General features: G+C 56.3%; 15 protein-coding genes. 13 read left to right on the plus strand and 2 right to left on the minus strand.

The window, feature by feature from the left end; genetic code table 11:
• The first annotated feature begins 31 nt into the window (after positions 1-31).
• Complete coding sequence (locus AC2Q8J_RS12965) at positions 32-1,819, plus strand: acyl-CoA dehydrogenase C-terminal domain-containing protein (RefSeq protein ID WP_372879004.1); 1,788 nt, start codon at positions 32-34, stop codon at positions 1,817-1,819.
• Between the two features lie 121 nt (positions 1,820-1,940).
• Positions 1,941-2,129 (plus strand): DUF3094 family protein, encoded by a 189-nt coding sequence (locus AC2Q8J_RS12970; protein WP_204996244.1) that lies wholly within the window; start codon positions 1,941-1,943, stop codon positions 2,127-2,129.
• Between the two features lie 47 nt (positions 2,130-2,176).
• Here AC2Q8J_RS12970 and AC2Q8J_RS12975 read toward each other — a convergent pair whose 3' ends face one another.
• The gene (locus AC2Q8J_RS12975) at positions 2,177-3,943 is read right to left on the minus strand and encodes an alpha/beta hydrolase (protein ID WP_486451478.1); all 1,767 of its coding nucleotides are present in this window, start codon (positions 3,941-3,943) and stop codon (positions 2,177-2,179) included.
• Positions 3,944-4,076: 133 nt separating this feature from the next.
• Here AC2Q8J_RS12975 and AC2Q8J_RS12980 point away from each other — a divergent pair, with 133 nt between their 5' ends.
• Genes AC2Q8J_RS12980 through AC2Q8J_RS12990 form a run of 3 tightly spaced genes read left to right on the plus strand, consistent with a single transcriptional unit; the run spans position 4,077 to position 6,103 of the window.
• Positions 4,077-4,580, plus strand: a complete 504-nt coding sequence (locus tag AC2Q8J_RS12980) for a GNAT family N-acetyltransferase (protein ID WP_486451479.1) — start codon at positions 4,077-4,079, stop codon at positions 4,578-4,580.
• Positions 4,573-5,298 (plus strand): Sir2 family NAD+-dependent deacetylase, encoded by a 726-nt coding sequence (cobB, locus tag AC2Q8J_RS12985; protein ID WP_486451480.1) that lies wholly within the window; start codon positions 4,573-4,575, stop codon positions 5,296-5,298. Before AC2Q8J_RS12980 ends, cobB begins: the two co-directional genes overlap by 8 nt.
• Positions 5,299-5,320: 22 nt before the next feature.
• Entirely contained in the window at positions 5,321-6,103 is a 783-nt protein-coding gene (locus tag AC2Q8J_RS12990) for a PhzF family phenazine biosynthesis protein (protein WP_486451481.1), read from the plus strand.
• Here AC2Q8J_RS12990 and AC2Q8J_RS12995 read toward each other — a convergent pair.
• A complete protein-coding gene (locus tag AC2Q8J_RS12995) occupies positions 6,100-6,990 on the minus strand; it encodes a helix-turn-helix domain-containing protein (RefSeq protein WP_486451482.1) in 891 nt (296 codons plus the stop codon). The genes AC2Q8J_RS12990 and AC2Q8J_RS12995 overlap by 4 nt on opposite strands.
• 163 nt (positions 6,991-7,153) lie before the next feature.
• On the opposite strand from AC2Q8J_RS12995, the gene AC2Q8J_RS13000 reads away from it, so the two are divergent.
• The 8 genes from AC2Q8J_RS13000 to AC2Q8J_RS13035 all read left to right on the plus strand — a co-directional run bounded on the left by AC2Q8J_RS13000 (position 7,154) and on the right by AC2Q8J_RS13035 (position 14,359).
• Positions 7,154-8,593 carry an aldehyde dehydrogenase family protein gene (locus AC2Q8J_RS13000; protein WP_486451483.1) on the plus strand — a complete coding sequence of 480 codons (1,440 nt, stop codon included), beginning with the start codon at positions 7,154-7,156 and terminating at the stop codon, positions 8,591-8,593.
• A 27-nt stretch (positions 8,594-8,620) separates the two neighbouring features.
• Positions 8,621-9,781 (plus strand): acyl-CoA dehydrogenase family protein, encoded by a 1,161-nt coding sequence (locus AC2Q8J_RS13005; protein WP_486451484.1) that lies wholly within the window; start codon positions 8,621-8,623, stop codon positions 9,779-9,781.
• The gene (locus AC2Q8J_RS13010) at positions 9,778-10,566 is read left to right on the plus strand and encodes an enoyl-CoA hydratase (RefSeq protein WP_286694677.1); all 789 of its coding nucleotides are present in this window, start codon (positions 9,778-9,780) and stop codon (positions 10,564-10,566) included. Before AC2Q8J_RS13005 ends, AC2Q8J_RS13010 begins: the two co-directional genes overlap by 4 nt.
• Positions 10,566-11,681, plus strand: coding sequence for an enoyl-CoA hydratase/isomerase family protein (locus AC2Q8J_RS13015; protein WP_486451485.1), 1,116 nt, complete (start codon positions 10,566-10,568; stop codon positions 11,679-11,681). The genes AC2Q8J_RS13010 and AC2Q8J_RS13015 overlap by 1 nt, the downstream gene beginning before the upstream one ends.
• Positions 11,682-11,724: 43 nt before the next feature.
• On the plus strand, positions 11,725-12,612 hold the full coding sequence (gene mmsB, locus AC2Q8J_RS13020) for a 3-hydroxyisobutyrate dehydrogenase (protein WP_486451486.1): 888 nt from the start codon (positions 11,725-11,727) through the stop codon (positions 12,610-12,612).
• Between the two features lie 451 nt (positions 12,613-13,063).
• The gene (locus AC2Q8J_RS13025) at positions 13,064-13,483 is read left to right on the plus strand and encodes a J517_1871 family lipoprotein (RefSeq protein ID WP_486451487.1); all 420 of its coding nucleotides are present in this window, start codon (positions 13,064-13,066) and stop codon (positions 13,481-13,483) included.
• 313 nt (positions 13,484-13,796) lie between these two features.
• The gene (locus AC2Q8J_RS13030; protein WP_204996256.1) at positions 13,797-14,054 is read left to right on the plus strand and encodes a type II toxin-antitoxin system Phd/YefM family antitoxin; all 258 of its coding nucleotides are present in this window, start codon (positions 13,797-13,799) and stop codon (positions 14,052-14,054) included.
• The gene (locus AC2Q8J_RS13035; protein ID WP_486451488.1) at positions 14,042-14,359 is read left to right on the plus strand and encodes a type II toxin-antitoxin system RelE/ParE family toxin; all 318 of its coding nucleotides are present in this window, start codon (positions 14,042-14,044) and stop codon (positions 14,357-14,359) included. Before AC2Q8J_RS13030 ends, AC2Q8J_RS13035 begins: the two co-directional genes overlap by 13 nt.
• The last annotated feature ends 121 nt before the right edge of the window (positions 14,360-14,480 follow it).

Below are 14,480 nucleotides of genomic sequence, written 5' to 3' on the forward strand. Positions count from 1 at the left end.
GATCGTCGCGAAAGAATGTGGAGAATCAGATATGCCCGAATATAAAGCGCCGCTGCGTGATATGCAGTTTGTCCTGCACGAGGTATTTAAGGCCGAGCAGCTTTGGCAAAACATGCCGGGAACCGAGGAAGTTAACCGCGAGTTGGCGGATGCGATCCTTGAAGAAAGTGCCAAGATCAATGAAAACCTGATCGCCCCTTTGAGCCAGTCTGGCCATGAAGAGGGTGTGAAGTGGGACGACGGTGTCGTCACCACACCCAAAGGCTATCCAGAAGCGTTTAAGCAACTGGCCGAGGGCGGCTGGGGTGGTCTGGCGGGTGAGCCGAATTACGGCGGCCAGAACATGCCCAAGATGCTGGTTCTGTTGTTCGAGGAAATGCTGTACTCCTCCAACATCGCGATGGGCCTCTACCTGACCCTGACGTCAGGCGCGGCACTGGCCATCGACAACCACGCCTCCGATGAGCTGAAGGAAAAATATCTGCCTAACATGTACTCCGGTCAGTGGGCCGGTGCCATGTGTTTGACAGAGAGCCACGCGGGTACTGACCTGGGTATGATCCGTACCAAGGCCGAGCCACAAGCTGATGGCACTTACAAAATCACCGGTACCAAGATCTTCATCACTGGTGGTGACCACGATCTGACCGAAAACGTTATCCACCTGGTGCTGGCAAAACTGCCCGATGCTCCAGCGGGTTCTAAAGGTATTTCACTGTTCTTGGTACCCAAGGTAAAAGTGAATGACGACGGCAGCCTCGGCGAGCGCAACGGCGTGAACTGCGGCAGCATCGAACACAAAATGGGTATCAATGCCTCGGCAACCTGTGTGATGAACTTCGACGGTGCCGAAGGCTACCTCGTTGGTGAAATCAACCGCGGTCTGCAAGGCATGTTCACCATGATGAACTACGAGCGTTTGTCAGTCGGTATTCAGGGGCTGAGCGCTGCGCAAACCGCTTACCAGTGGTCTTGTGAATACGCGCGTGAGCGTCTGCAAAGCCGTGCACCGACTGGCCCTGTTAACCAAGCCGGCCCTGCCGACCCAATCGTTGTACACCCCGATGTTCGCCGCATGCTGCTCACCCAGAAAGCACTGGTTGAAGCGGGTCGCGCATTTGCCGTGTATGTGGGCAAGCAGTTGGACGTGTCTAAATTTGGCGACGGCGATGCCAAGGCGCTGGCCTCGGGCATGGTTGAATTGCTGACGCCTGTTGCGAAAGCCTTCCTGACCGATAAGGGCTTCGAGGGTACCGTACTGGGTCAACAGTGTTACGGCGGCCACGGCTATGTGCGTGAGTGGGGCATGGAGCAGCTGGTGCGTGACGTGCGCATTGCGCAGATCTACGAAGGCACCAACGGCATCCAGGCGATGGATTTGATGGGGCGTAAGGTTGCCGCCAATGGTGCGAAAAACCTTCAGGCACTGATCGCTGAAATGCGCGCCTTCAGCGCCGACTCTGCATCGGTTGCGGGCATGGATGAATTCCTGAATCCGCTGAACGACGCGGTCGACAACCTCGAGTCGCTGACCAAGTTTGTACTTGAGCAAGCGGGCAGCGATGCCAACGCGATTGGCGCAGCCGCGAACGAATACCTGCACGTAATGGGCTTCACACTGTTCAGCTACATGTGGGCAATGATGTGTCGCACTGTGCTCAGCGGTGAAAGCCAGCAGGGTGAAGAGTTCGACAAAGCCAAGCTGCAAACCGCTCGCTTCTTCGTTCAGCGCCTGTTGCCACAAGCCAGCGCACTGAGCGCATCAATCCGCAACGGCAGCAGCACGTTGATGGATATCGCGGAAGAAGCATTCGCGTAAACGCGTATATCCCACAGCCTGCCGTGCCCTGCACGGCGACGGCTGGAGTTGAAGGCGGCATCCTGTGATAATGGGGCCGCCTTTTTTTTATGGCGATGTATTTATATTGGGGCGGTAATTGATGGAAAACGAACACAATAAGCTGTATCCCGAAGATCAGCTCAAAGTCGATGAATTTCTAAAGAAGGGTTATAACGACGTCGAGCGAAAGCCCTTTAAGCCGTTTAAATTGCTGCTGATTCTGGCTGCCTCGGTCACCTCGATGACCGTGCTGAGCCTTTGGCTGGCAACCTTTGTGGGTATTGGCTAAACGCTGCTGAACAACAAGCCGGAGGCGCAATGCCCCCGGCTGAATCCTTACTGAGTGTGAATGGGGAGCTGTACCGTGCCATTCACGCTAACCGGCAGAGGCGGTTGCACCAGGCCCGCAGGGTACAAGTAGTAGGGATGAATGCCATAGACCATCAGTCCCAGCTCATCGCCCACCTGTAAGTCCTCGTTCACACCCACCAGCTCCAATTGCTTGGCGCCGATACCGCGCACCGGCCGCACCTGGTCGTTAACCAGCGCCGCGTCGCCGCCCCGGCGTTTACCCAGGCCAACATACAGCAGGTTGCCGTCACCGTTGCCGCCTTCCAATAGCAGGCTGGCGGTGGGAATGCCGGCCAGCAAGCCGTCGCTGTCTACCGTGATCAACGGAATAAACTGACCCGCCGCGAGGGTTTTATTGATCACTTCAGCGGGAATCAAATTCAGGATGTCATCCAGAGAATCGGCGATGGAAGCCGGGTCCTGCAAGCCGCCCAATACGGCCTGCAATACGCCAGCGGTTTCGCCGGGTAGGCCCGCTAACACCTCTAGCAAGGTGCCCAGTGGCAAGGCCTGTAAGAGGTTGATGACGTAGGCGGCACCGCCGGGAATCACCTGGCTGGCCGGCAATAGCGTTGTGGTACCACCGCGAACCACGCTGCTGAAACTGCGGCCCTGCTGAGACGCCGCGTGGCTGAAGCACACGTCGGGCAGGTCTTGTTGCGGCTCGCCCATCAATTTATTGGCGAGGAAACCCAGCGCGATGGTGGTGGTGTCGAACTGCTTGTCGTCGCAGTACAGGGTCTCGTCGGTGCCAAACAGGATCATTTCACCGGCATCTTGCAGCAGCGGCAAAATATGTCCCTCGCGCTGCACAAACAAGTGGGTGTCGCGGCCTTGGCCGGTCCAGCATTCGTAATTCTCAACAGCCTCGTTGGCATTGAATAAGATATCGTTCGCGCCCTGAATAAACAGTGCGTCTGCTTCGGATAAGGTGCCGCCGTCGCTGCGCTCACCCAGGCAGTAGGACAGCGGGCCGTGCCCTGCGAGTTTATCGATGACTGACTGGTCGATATTGCCGGTGGAGTTGGCCTGCAGAAACGCCGGCCACAGGTAGTCTTCCAGGTTGCCCATTGAGGCAATGCCCAATACATCCAGCCAGCTGGTTTTAGGACTGCTGTCGGCGTAAAGGCTATAGGGCAGGTGGCTCCAGGTGGCCAGCGGTACGATGGCGTCAAAGCGTTTATCGACGCTTGAACACACAGTCTGGAAGCCGCCACCATAAGACAGGCCGACCGAGCCGATCAGCGGGTCGCCATTGTCGCGCTTCAAATTCGGCAGATTGATTTCCGCCCAGTCGATGATGGAGGAAATGCTTTTGCAATCCACATCGGGGTCCATCACACTAATTTTCCCGGTGCTGTCACCGAAACCGCGCTGGTCGAAGCTGATCACATAGTAGCCCTTGTCCAGCCACGCTTGACGAGCCACGTCACCGGAAACATCTTTAGTTGTGAAGGCTTCCAGAGGGTTGGGGTTTTCCAGGTTTTTTGCGCGGGAAAGACCAAAACCGTGACCGTGCAGAATCAGCGGTACGGCTTTGCCGTTCGGGTTCTCCGGTGTGTAAGCGGTGAAGGCGATGGTTTCGCCGTCGTCGGCGGTAATGGCCTGGTCGCTGAAGGTTTTTGCCTCAGCAACACCGCCGTTACCACTTGGCGAGCCGTTATTGGTCGTTGATGAGGATGAACTGCTACCGCAGCCGCTAAGCATTAGCGCGGCGCTGATGCCGAGTACAGGCAAGAGTTTCTGGGACATAACGGTTCTCTTTATTGGTGTTTATGACACAGAGTATACGTAACGCGCGCGGCCGCTAGAAGTGTGAATATGACGCGCCAGGTAAGTGGTGCGCCGCGGGCCGTAAGCGCGTTTGACAAGTTGGGAGAAACAAATGAAAGACTGGCAGTGCCGCCTGGCGGACTATGCCTGTGAGAGTGATTGTGAGGCGATCGTGTCGCTAATGGAGTGCTACGCCAAAGACCCAATGGGTGGTGCAGAAGCGCTGGCTCCAGAAGTGGTATTGGGTTTGTGTGATGCGCTGGCCGAGCAGCCGGGGGCGATCAGTGTCATCGCCTGGGACGGCGGGCAAGCCATTGGCCTGATCAACGCCTTTGTGGGATTTTCCACCTTCAAGGCCAAGCCGCTGTTGAATATCCACGACATTATCGTGCGACCCGCCTGGCGCCAACGCGGCGTGTGTTCGGCCATGCTGGAGCATATTCAAACACTGGCGCAGAGGCGCGGTTACTGCAAGCTGACGTTGGAGGTATTAGAGGGCAATACCGCTGCCCGGCACAGCTATCAACGCTTTGGCTTCGTCGACTACCAACTGCGGCCGGAGTACGGCAGCGCTCGCTTTATGGAGAAGCCTTTGGAGGGCGTCGTAGATGAGTAGCCAAACCCTGTCACGCATTGTTGTGTTAACGGGCGCGGGTATTTCCGCCGAGTCGGGCATACAGACCTTTCGCGCGGCCGATGGCCTTTGGGAAGAGCACCGCATTGAAGAGGTGGCGACCCCGGAGGGGTTCGCGCGTAACCCCGAGCGAGTTCATGACTTTTACAACCGTCGCCGCCAGCAGCTGTTGTCAGCGGATATTGCGCCCAATCCCGCGCATATTGCGCTGGCGGAGTTGGAGAAACACTTTTCCGGTGACCTGCTGTTAGTCACCCAAAATATCGACAACCTTCACGAGCGGGCCGGTTCGAATAAGCTGCTGCACATGCACGGCGAGTTGCTGAAGATGCGCTGCGCCACTAGCGGCCAGTGTTTTGAAATCCGGCAGGATCTGCTGCCATCACAGCATTGTGAATGCTGTAATTTGCCGCAGACACTGCGTCCCCACGTGGTATGGTTTGGCGAGATGCCGCTGTATATGGACGACATTCAGCGGGCGCTGTCTCAGTGTCAGTTATTTATTGCCATCGGTACCTCCGGGCAGGTGTATCCCGCCGCCGGCTTCGTTCATGAGGCGCGCCGTGCCGGTGCGCACAGTATTGAGGTCAATATCGAGCCGGCGAGCCCCGCCAGCGAATTTGCTGAGCATCGCCAGGGCCCTGCCAGTGTAGTGTTGCCTCAACTTTGTGAAGACATACTCAAGGGCGCTTACGGCTAATGCGTTACAAGGAAAACAACACATGAAAAGTTTTATTGTCGATGCCTTCAGTGACCAGCCGTTCTCCGGTAACCCGGCCGCGGTCGTTTTACAAAACCGTCAACTCGATGACGAAAGTCTGCAAAAGATCGCTGCGGAATTTAACCTCTCTGAAACCGCATTTCTTCAGCCGCTGGACAGCCAAGGGGAATGCTGGAGCCTGCGCTGGTTTACCCCGAAGGCGGAGGTGTCCCTCTGCGGTCATGCAACGCTGGCTTGTGCGCACGCCCTGTGGGAGCAGTGTCAGATCGGCGCCGAAACCTTGCGCTTTGACACCCTGAGCGGCGAGTTGCGCGTGCAGCGTCGTGGCGATGGTATGTCGATGGACTTTCCCCTGTGTGTGACGCAAAGCTGTAGCTATAACAGCTGGCCAGCCAGCCTAACCAGTGGCGCCGTAGCGGCGGCAACGGCAGGGGAAGACCTGTTGCTAGAGCTGACGGATCAGCGTGCGGTGGAGAATTTTACGGCTGACAGCGCAGCTATCTCCGCCCTGAATGTAAGGGGCTTAATCGTTACCGCTCGTGGCGAGCAGCATGACTTTGTATCGCGCTTCTTCGCACCGGCTGTCGGTATTGAAGAGGATCCAGTAACAGGTTCGGCGCACTGCGCGTTGGCGCACTACTGGCAGCAAAAGCTCGGTCGCGATAGTTTTAATGCGCGGCAAATTTCCGCGCGCGGTGGCAACGTTGGTATTGCCATACACAGCGAGCGGGTCGTGTTATCGGGTAGTGCCCGCACCGTATTGGCCGGGGAGCTGCTGGTCTAAGGGCGTGGCGTAATAGCGCCTCGATGGCGCCGGTAGTCGCTGGGCGCAATGCCCAGCACTTTTTTAAAAAGCCGTGAAAAATAATACATATCGTCATAGCCCAGCGTGGCTGCCACTTCCTTTACCGACATTGCTGTGCTGTCCAGCAGGTAGCAGGCGCGCTGTATTTTCATGTGAATAAAGTACTGAATCGGCGACTGCCCGCTCCAGGCCTTAAACTTTTTAATAAAGTGATACTTCGACATATTGGCGCTGGCTGCGAGTGTCTCTAAGTTCAGCTGGCCGTGAATATGCTCCTGCATTACTGCACGAATATGTTCCCAGTCCAGGCGCTTGCCGCCACGTGAGGGTTGCTGGCGAACCAGCAGGGCGATGTAGCTCAACAGGGCCTGCAACTGATGACAGCCCTGAATAAACTCGGCGAGTTGATAGGCGCTGCGTCGCAACTCTGACAGGCCGTCAAATATGCGTACCACGCGGGGTTGAACGCCAATATGGATATGCGGGGTGTGTAGCTGACTGTGGTGATAAAAGTCGTTGGCCAATCGGCCGTCAAAGTGTAGCCAGTAAATGGTCCACGGTGTGTCGTCGTCCGCAGCGTACTGATGCGCCATGCCCTTGGGCAACAAAATTAAATCCCCGCTGGCAATGCAGAACTGGCGCTCGCCACTGCGCAGAACACCACTGCCATCAATGCAGTAGATCAGCAGAAAACTGTCGTGCTGATCCCGCTCCATACGGTGGCCGTGGGCATAAGGGTAGTAGCCCATGGCCAGTGGATACAGGGCCTCGCTCAGCGGGTGGGCGGCCAGTTGTTGGGCGACGCGCTGCGGCGTAAGGAAGCGCACACCATCGGGAGGAAGGGGCCAGTCAGAGGTGATGCTCATAATTATTGCCTAGCCGGAGTGATTCTTTGTCGTAGCAATATAGTCCATCAATAGCCCAATATAGTCAATCCAGAAGCCAGCTTGGCTGTGGTTTTATAGCGATCTGTTAACAATTTCGTCCTACGCACGGTTGCTGGGGCACAGAGATCAGCAGGTAAATACCATGGAAAATACCCAACAGGCAGAGGCCAACGCCGCTGACTATATTGCAGGTTTGATGGCGCGGTCGCGCGCTGCTCAGCAGCAAATTGCGCACTACAGCCAGCAGCAGGTTGATGAATTGATCACCGCCATGGTGTGGGCGGTTGCCAAACCCGGCGTTGCCGAAGACGTGGCGCGCTTTACCGTAGAGGAAACCCAGCTGGGTAACTACGAGGGCAAGTATTTAAAAATCGCCAAGAAAACGCGGGCAACCCTGTTCGATATTTTGCACGACAAGTCCGTGGGTGTGATCGAAGAGGACCGCGAGCGCAATATTGTTAAAATCGCCAAGCCCGTCGGCGTGATCGGCGCCTTGGCACCCTGCACTAACCCCGAAGCGACGCCGGTGATTAAGTCTATTTTTGCCGTAAAAGGGCGCAATGCCATCATTATTGCGCCGCACCCGCGCTCCAAGCTCACCAATAAAATGATCTGCGATCGCATGCGCGCCGCCATTGCTGCGATGGGCGCCCCCGAGGACTTGGTCATCGCGATTGAGCAGCCCTCATTGGAAAGCACCAACGAATTAATGAAGCAGTGCGACCGCATTCTGGCCACCGGTGGCGCGGCAATGGTGAAATCGGCCTATGCCAGCGGCACGCCTGCACTGGGCGTTGGCGCGGGCAATGCGGTGATTGTGGTTGATGACACCGCCGACCTGGAGATGGCGGCGGAGAAAATTCGTATTTCAAAAACCCTGGATCTGGCAGCGTCGTGTTCCTCCGATAACTCGGTGGTGGCGTTTGAGACTATTGCCGACAGCCTGCTCGACAAGCTTCGGGCCGAGGGCGGCTATATTTGCAACAGCGAAGAAAAGCAGCGCTTGCAGGCGTTGATCTGGGAAGATGGCCACATCAATAGCAAAATTGTTGCCCAGCCGGCATCGGTATTGGCAGCAATGGCGGGTATCGATCTGCCTGAGGGCAAACAGTTTTTCATCGTGCCGGAAACCGGCGCGGGCGCCGAGCATCCTTTCTCAGGGGAAAAAATGTCGGTGGTAATGGCCTTCTATCGGGTGGCCGACCTGGGCGAGGCCATTGCCACCACCAATGCCATTCAGGCGTATCAGGGGCAGGGGCATAGCTGCGGCATCTACTCGCGCAGCGATGACAATATCCAGCGCTATGCCGAGCAAACGTTTACCTCGCGGGTGATGGTAAATCAGCCGCAAGCGCCGTCGAATAGTGGTAATGTTTGGAATGGTATGCGCCAGACCTTTTCGCTCGGTTGTGGCAGTTGGGGCGGCAATGGCACTAACAATAATATTAGCTGGCAAGACTTGGTAAACATTACCTGGGTGTCGCGGCCGTTGGCTCAAACCAAACAGCTTCCCGCCGACGAGCAGCTATTTGCCTCCGCGATCGCTGCCGAGCATACCGCGGGTTTGGCGCCTGGTGCATAAGTGAGTTGTGGTTAAGGTAACGCAGTTATGGATTTTGAATTAAACGACGACCAGCAGGCCTATGCCCTGAGTGCGCGCCAGTTTGCCGAGGGCGTGTTCATGCCCAACGCCGCAAAGTGGGACGCCGAACACATCTTCCCTAAAGACGCACTGCGTCAAGCCGGAGAGCTGGGGTTCATGGGCATGTATACCCCGGAATCTGCCGGGGGCTTGGGCATGAGTCGTTTGGATACCAGCCTGATCGTTGAAGAGCTGGCCCGCGGCTGCACCTCCACGGCGGCGTTTTTAACCATCCATAATATGGCCACCAGCATGATCGGTCATTACGGCCAGCCTGAGTTGGTTGAAGCACTGTGCCCGGCTTTGGTGACTGGCGAGGCGCTGGCTTCCTACTGCCTTACCGAGCCCGGTGCCGGCTCCGATGCGGGCAACCTGCGCAGCACTGCTCGCCGCGAGGGTGACCACTACATTGTGAATGGCAGCAAAATGTTCATCTCTGGCGCCGGTGCCACCGACGTACTGGTTGCCATGCTGCGCACCGGCGAGCCTGGCCCCAAAGGTATTAGCGCCTTTGCCATTCCCGCCGATAGTGCGGGCATCAGCTACGGTAAGCCGGAAGAAAAAATGGGCTGGAACAGCCAGCCCACCGCCACGGTTACCTTCGACAATGTGCGGGTGCCCGCCGGCAACCGCCTCGGCGAGGAGGGGCAGGGCTTTCGCATTGCAATGCAAGGCCTGGACGGCGGCCGCATTAATATTGCCACCTGCTCTATTGGCACCGCGCAAGCCGCGCTGGAAACGGCAACCGCCTACGTGAAAGAGCGTGAGCAATTTGGCCAAGCCATTGCCGATTTTCAAAACACCCAATTTACCCTGGCCGATATGGCCACCCAGCTTGTTGCCGCGCGGCAAATGGTCAGGCTGGCGGCGTTTAAACTCGACACCGGCCACCCCGAGGCCAGCAGCTACTGCGCCATGGCCAAGCGCTTTGCCACCGACGTGGGCTTTGACGTGTGCAATGCCGCGCTGCAGCTGCACGGCGGTTACGGCTACATACGCGAGTACCCCTTGGAGCGGCACCTGCGCGACAGTCGCGTGCATCAAATTCTGGAGGGTACCAACGAAATTATGCGGGTGATTATCGCCCGCCGAATCTTAATGGAAGGCGCACTGGAGGTGATTAAATGAGCATGAGCCCAACTGAAAAATTACAGCTTGACGTGCAGGGCCACACAGCCGTGGTAACCATCAATAACCCCGCCGCCAACACCTGGGATGCTGAATCCTTGAGTGGTCTGAAAACGCTGATTGCTGCGCTCAACGCCGACAAAAATATCTACGCCTTGGTGATCACCGGCAGCGGCGAAAAATTCTTCTCGGCCGGGGCCGACCTGAAAATGTTTGCCAGCGGCGACAAAGCCGTGGCGCAAGATATCGGCCTGAAGTTTGGTCAGGCGTTTGAAGCCTTAGCCGATTTTCGCGGCGTGAGCATTGCTGCCATTAACGGCTTTGCGATGGGCGGTGGTTTGGAATGTGCGCTGGCCTGCGACATTCGTATCGCCGAAGAGCAGGCGCAAATGGCACTGCCCGAGGCCAAGGTTGGCCTGCTGCCCTGCGCGGGTGGCACTCAGCGTCTTACCGCGCTGGTGGGTGCGGGCTGGGCCAAACGCATGATTCTGTGTGGCGAGCGAGTGAATGCCGAAACGGCGCATCGCATCGGCTTGGTTGAAGAGCTAGTGCCCCGTGGCGAGTCCCTGCAGGCGGCGCTGGATATGGCAAGCGCTGTTGCCCAGCAAAGCCCAGTGGCCGTCAGCTTCTGCAAAGCGTTAATCCACGAAGCGCGCGATGCCGTCATGCCAAAAGGGCTGATTCTGGAGCGCGAGCGTTTTGTGCAACTGTTTGATACCGTCGACCAAAAAGAGGGCGTGAATGCCTTCTTGGAAAAACGGCAACCGGAGTGGAAAAACGCCTAATGAGCACAAGCCAGGACGTACTATTTGAAGAGCGCGACACCGCCAGCGGCCAGAAGCTGGGCATTGTCACCCTCAATGTAGAAAAAACGCTGAACTCCCTTAACCTCGGCATGGTCGAGGCCATGCTAACGCAGCTGGCCGAGTGGCGAGACCGTCGCGATATCGCCTGCCTGTTTATTACCGCTGCCGGTGAAAAAGCCTTCTGTGCAGGTGGCGACGTGCAGGCCTTGTATCGCTCCGCAACCGAAACACCGGGCGGCCCCTGCGAATACGCCGAGCGGTTTTTCGAGCAGGAATATCGCCTCGACTACGCGCTGCACCAGTTCGCCAAACCCGTTGTGGTGTGGGGGCACGGCATTGTTATGGGCGGTGGCTTGGGTATCTTTGCGGCGGGCAGTTACCGCGTTGTCACCGAAAAATCCCGTCTGGCCATGCCGGAAATTACCATCGGCCTCTATCCCGACGTGGGTGGCAGTTATTTCCTTAATCGCATGCCCGGCCATTGCGGCCGCTTCCTGGCGCTAACCGGCGCGTCTTTCAATGGCCGCGACGCCCTGTACCTCGGCTTGGCCGAGGGCTTTATTGAAAACAGCCGCCGCGACGACGTGTTGGCAGCGATGGCCAACGAGCTGTGGTCGGACGATGTCAGCGACAATCACGAGCGCCTGTACAGCCTGATGGCCAGCCATATAGAAGCCTCGCAAGCGGCGCTTCCCGAGGCCAACGTCGAGCCTGCGGCGCCAATAATTAATCAGCTCTGCGAGGGAGATGATATTGCCGCCATCAAGGCCATCACCGAGCTATCCAGCGACAACCCCTGGCTGCAAAAAGCGGCTGCAACCTTGTCTGCGGGTTCGCCGTTGAGCGCACGCCTAATCCTGGAGCAATTGCGCCGCGCCGACGGCCTGAGCCTGCGCGAGGTATTTCGCGCTGAGCTAGTGCTGTCCACTAATGTAGTGCGTAACAGCGACTTCGCCGAGGGTGTGCGCGCCTTGTTAATCGACAAAGATAAAAATCCCCAGTGGCGCCACAGCAGCTACGAAGCGATAGACAGCGCCGAAGTAGGCGCTTACTTCGAAGCCCCTTGGTCAGAACATCCACTGCACGATTTATAACCATACCGCCGAGCCTTCCAAGGGCCGCAATAAGGAGAACACCATGAGCAGCATTGCATTTATCGGCTTGGGAAATATGGGTGGCCCAATGGCGGCCAATCTACTCAAGGCAGGTCACAGCCTCACGGTTTTTGATCTGTCTCAGTCCGCTATGCAAGCGCTAGCCGAGCAGGGCGCGCAGTGTGCCAGCACTGCTGAAGCGGCCATCGACGGCGCCGAAGTGATTCTTAGTATGCTCCCCGCTGGCAAACACGTGGCTGGTTTGTACCTTGGCGAGGCAGGCCTGATTGCCAAGGCGCAAAAAGGCACGCTCATCCTCGACTGCAGCACCATCGACGCCGAAACTGCCCGCGAAGTTGGCGCGGCGGCCGAGGCCGCAGGGCTGGATATGTTAGACGCGCCGGTATCCGGTGGCGTAAAAGCCGCGCAGGCGGGCACACTCGCCTTTATGTGCGGCGGCAGCGAGGCGGGCTTTGCCCGCGCAGAAAAAATCCTGGCGGGGATGGGTAAAAAAATCTTCCACGCGGGTGACCACGGCGCTGGCCAAATCGCCAAAATGTGCAACAACATGCTGCTGGCCGTGCATATGGTCGGCACCGCCGAAGCACTGCAGCTGGGCTTAAACAACGGCCTGGATGCAAGCGTATTGTCAGAGATTATGAAGAACAGCTCTGGCGACAACTGGTCACTGCAAAACTACAACCCGGTACCCGGCGTTATGCCGGCCACCCCAGCCAGCAACGACTACCAGCCCGGCTTTATGGCCCAGCTGATGCTCAAAGACCTTGGGCTGGCAATGGAAAACAGCCTGAAAACCCAAAGCGCCGTGCCCATGGGTGCATTGGCGCGCAGCCTCTACGCCAGCTTTGCCGGCAAAGACGGCAATGCCCAGCGAGACTTCTCCGCCATTATTGAAATGATGCAGGGCTAGCACACGCGCTTACCCGCTTGGCGCTGTTTCGCGCCAAGCATCCTCCCCGCCTTAAAGCCCAGGCGCCGCTATTTTCCCTTCGATATCTTATATAGACCCGCGAATACAGCCTTCTGCAAGCGCCGCATATAATAATTGATGTGCTGCCTTGGCTAGTGTTTTGGGTGTTCAGGTTTTATGCTAAGTATCCCTGCAAGGAATGTGCGTAGTCATAAACATTAGCTACGGTCGAAGCAAAACAGCCACATAAGGAAATACGGGCAATCTATGAAGCCCCACCTACAAGATTAAGCGCATGCGCGTTTATCCCGATAAGCGATTCCCCCGTTAACGCCCATTTGTATTTAAAATCATAGCGTTACGAGGTTTTTACGCTAGCTGACGTTGGGAAAAGCTGAGCGTGCGCGGTATACCAATGTTATGTGTTCTGAACCTGAGAAAAGGGAGTTCCATGAAAGTTTTTAAGCAGGGCTTAGTTGCTGGTTTTGTAATCATTCTCGCGGGTTGCCAGTCGCCCATGAGTGACATGATGAATAATAACTTCGTGGCGGTCACACCTGAGCCAGTGCCTGAAGGTCTTGCTGGTTCATGGATGGGAAATATGGGGCCTTACCTTGTCACTATGAAATGGCAGTCCGACGGATATGGTTTGTTCTGCTATTCCTACGGCATCGCTGACGTTCTGCAGAAAGTAAAATTTTCAGGGGGCAAGATCCAGATTCAGGACGGCACCAAACTGATATTGAAAGAGCAGCACCCTAAATCGATAACGGTTCATTCGCCCTATGCTGCTGGCAAAGATACAGTCCTCTACGCCGATCCGGATTATAAAAATGCCTCGGGCTACTGTGCCAAGGCGCTAAACACATAACCAGTCGCAGCAGTACGTGGCGGAACCTCCCGCTAGTTAGTAGACGCCTATTTCAACCTGGAGGTAGGCAAGTATGGCGAAATCTCTGAGTTTGTAGCTTCTTGGCTCTGGAGAGAGCTTCCGTAATGGGCTTTTGTGTCGTGCGTGCGTGAAAATCCATGTAGTGAACCGCCCAAAGCGCGCCTGACAAGTGGCGACCTATCGCTACGCTAAACTGCGCGGCTTATCCGCCTCTTTACTATGGGCAAGCCGCTCTTGTGCCGAGCATAAATGCCCTTGTAAAGCATGAAGTGATAGAGTAGTGTCACTTTTTATGAAGACTGAATTAGTGACTACATTGAAGCGCCAGGCAACCAAAATATTGTCTGAACTTCATAAATCCAAAGAGCCTGTGCTAATCACAGAGCATGGCAAGCCATCTGCCTATCTTGTTGATGTCGAAGACTTTGAAGCCCTTCAGCGTAGAATGATAATTTTGGAAGGTATCGCTCGAGGAGAGTCCGCTGTTCAAGAAGGCAGGGCGCTGACTCATAATGAAGCCAAAGCCAAAATGAAAAAATGGCTGAGTTAATCTGGACTGAGCCGGCCCTATCTGACCTGAACGAAATCGCGGAATACATAGCGATAGAAAATCTTACAGCAGCGCGTGAACTGGTACAGCGGGTGTTCTCTGCTGTAGAGCGCCTCAAAGAACACCCAAGCTCTGGCAAGGTTCCCGAGGAACTGACAGATAGCCGCTATCGTGAAGTTGTATGCAATCCCTGTCGAATTTTTTATCGCCACGCCGAGAAGAAGATTTTCATCTTATATGTTCTGCGCAGCGAACGTGAGCTGCGAAATTTCTTACTCGAAGATCGCGATGATTGGGGCGATTAACGAGTTAAGACTGGCGGGCTGTCGTTCCCCCAATTTGATGTGCGCTTTCTGGTAGCTAACGCAGAATAATCATGCCGAGCCTGACTCGACAGTGTGAGAGAAACCGGAATGCGTTACATGT

The sequence above is a fragment of the Spongiibacter sp. C9W genome (assembly GCF_057370015.1).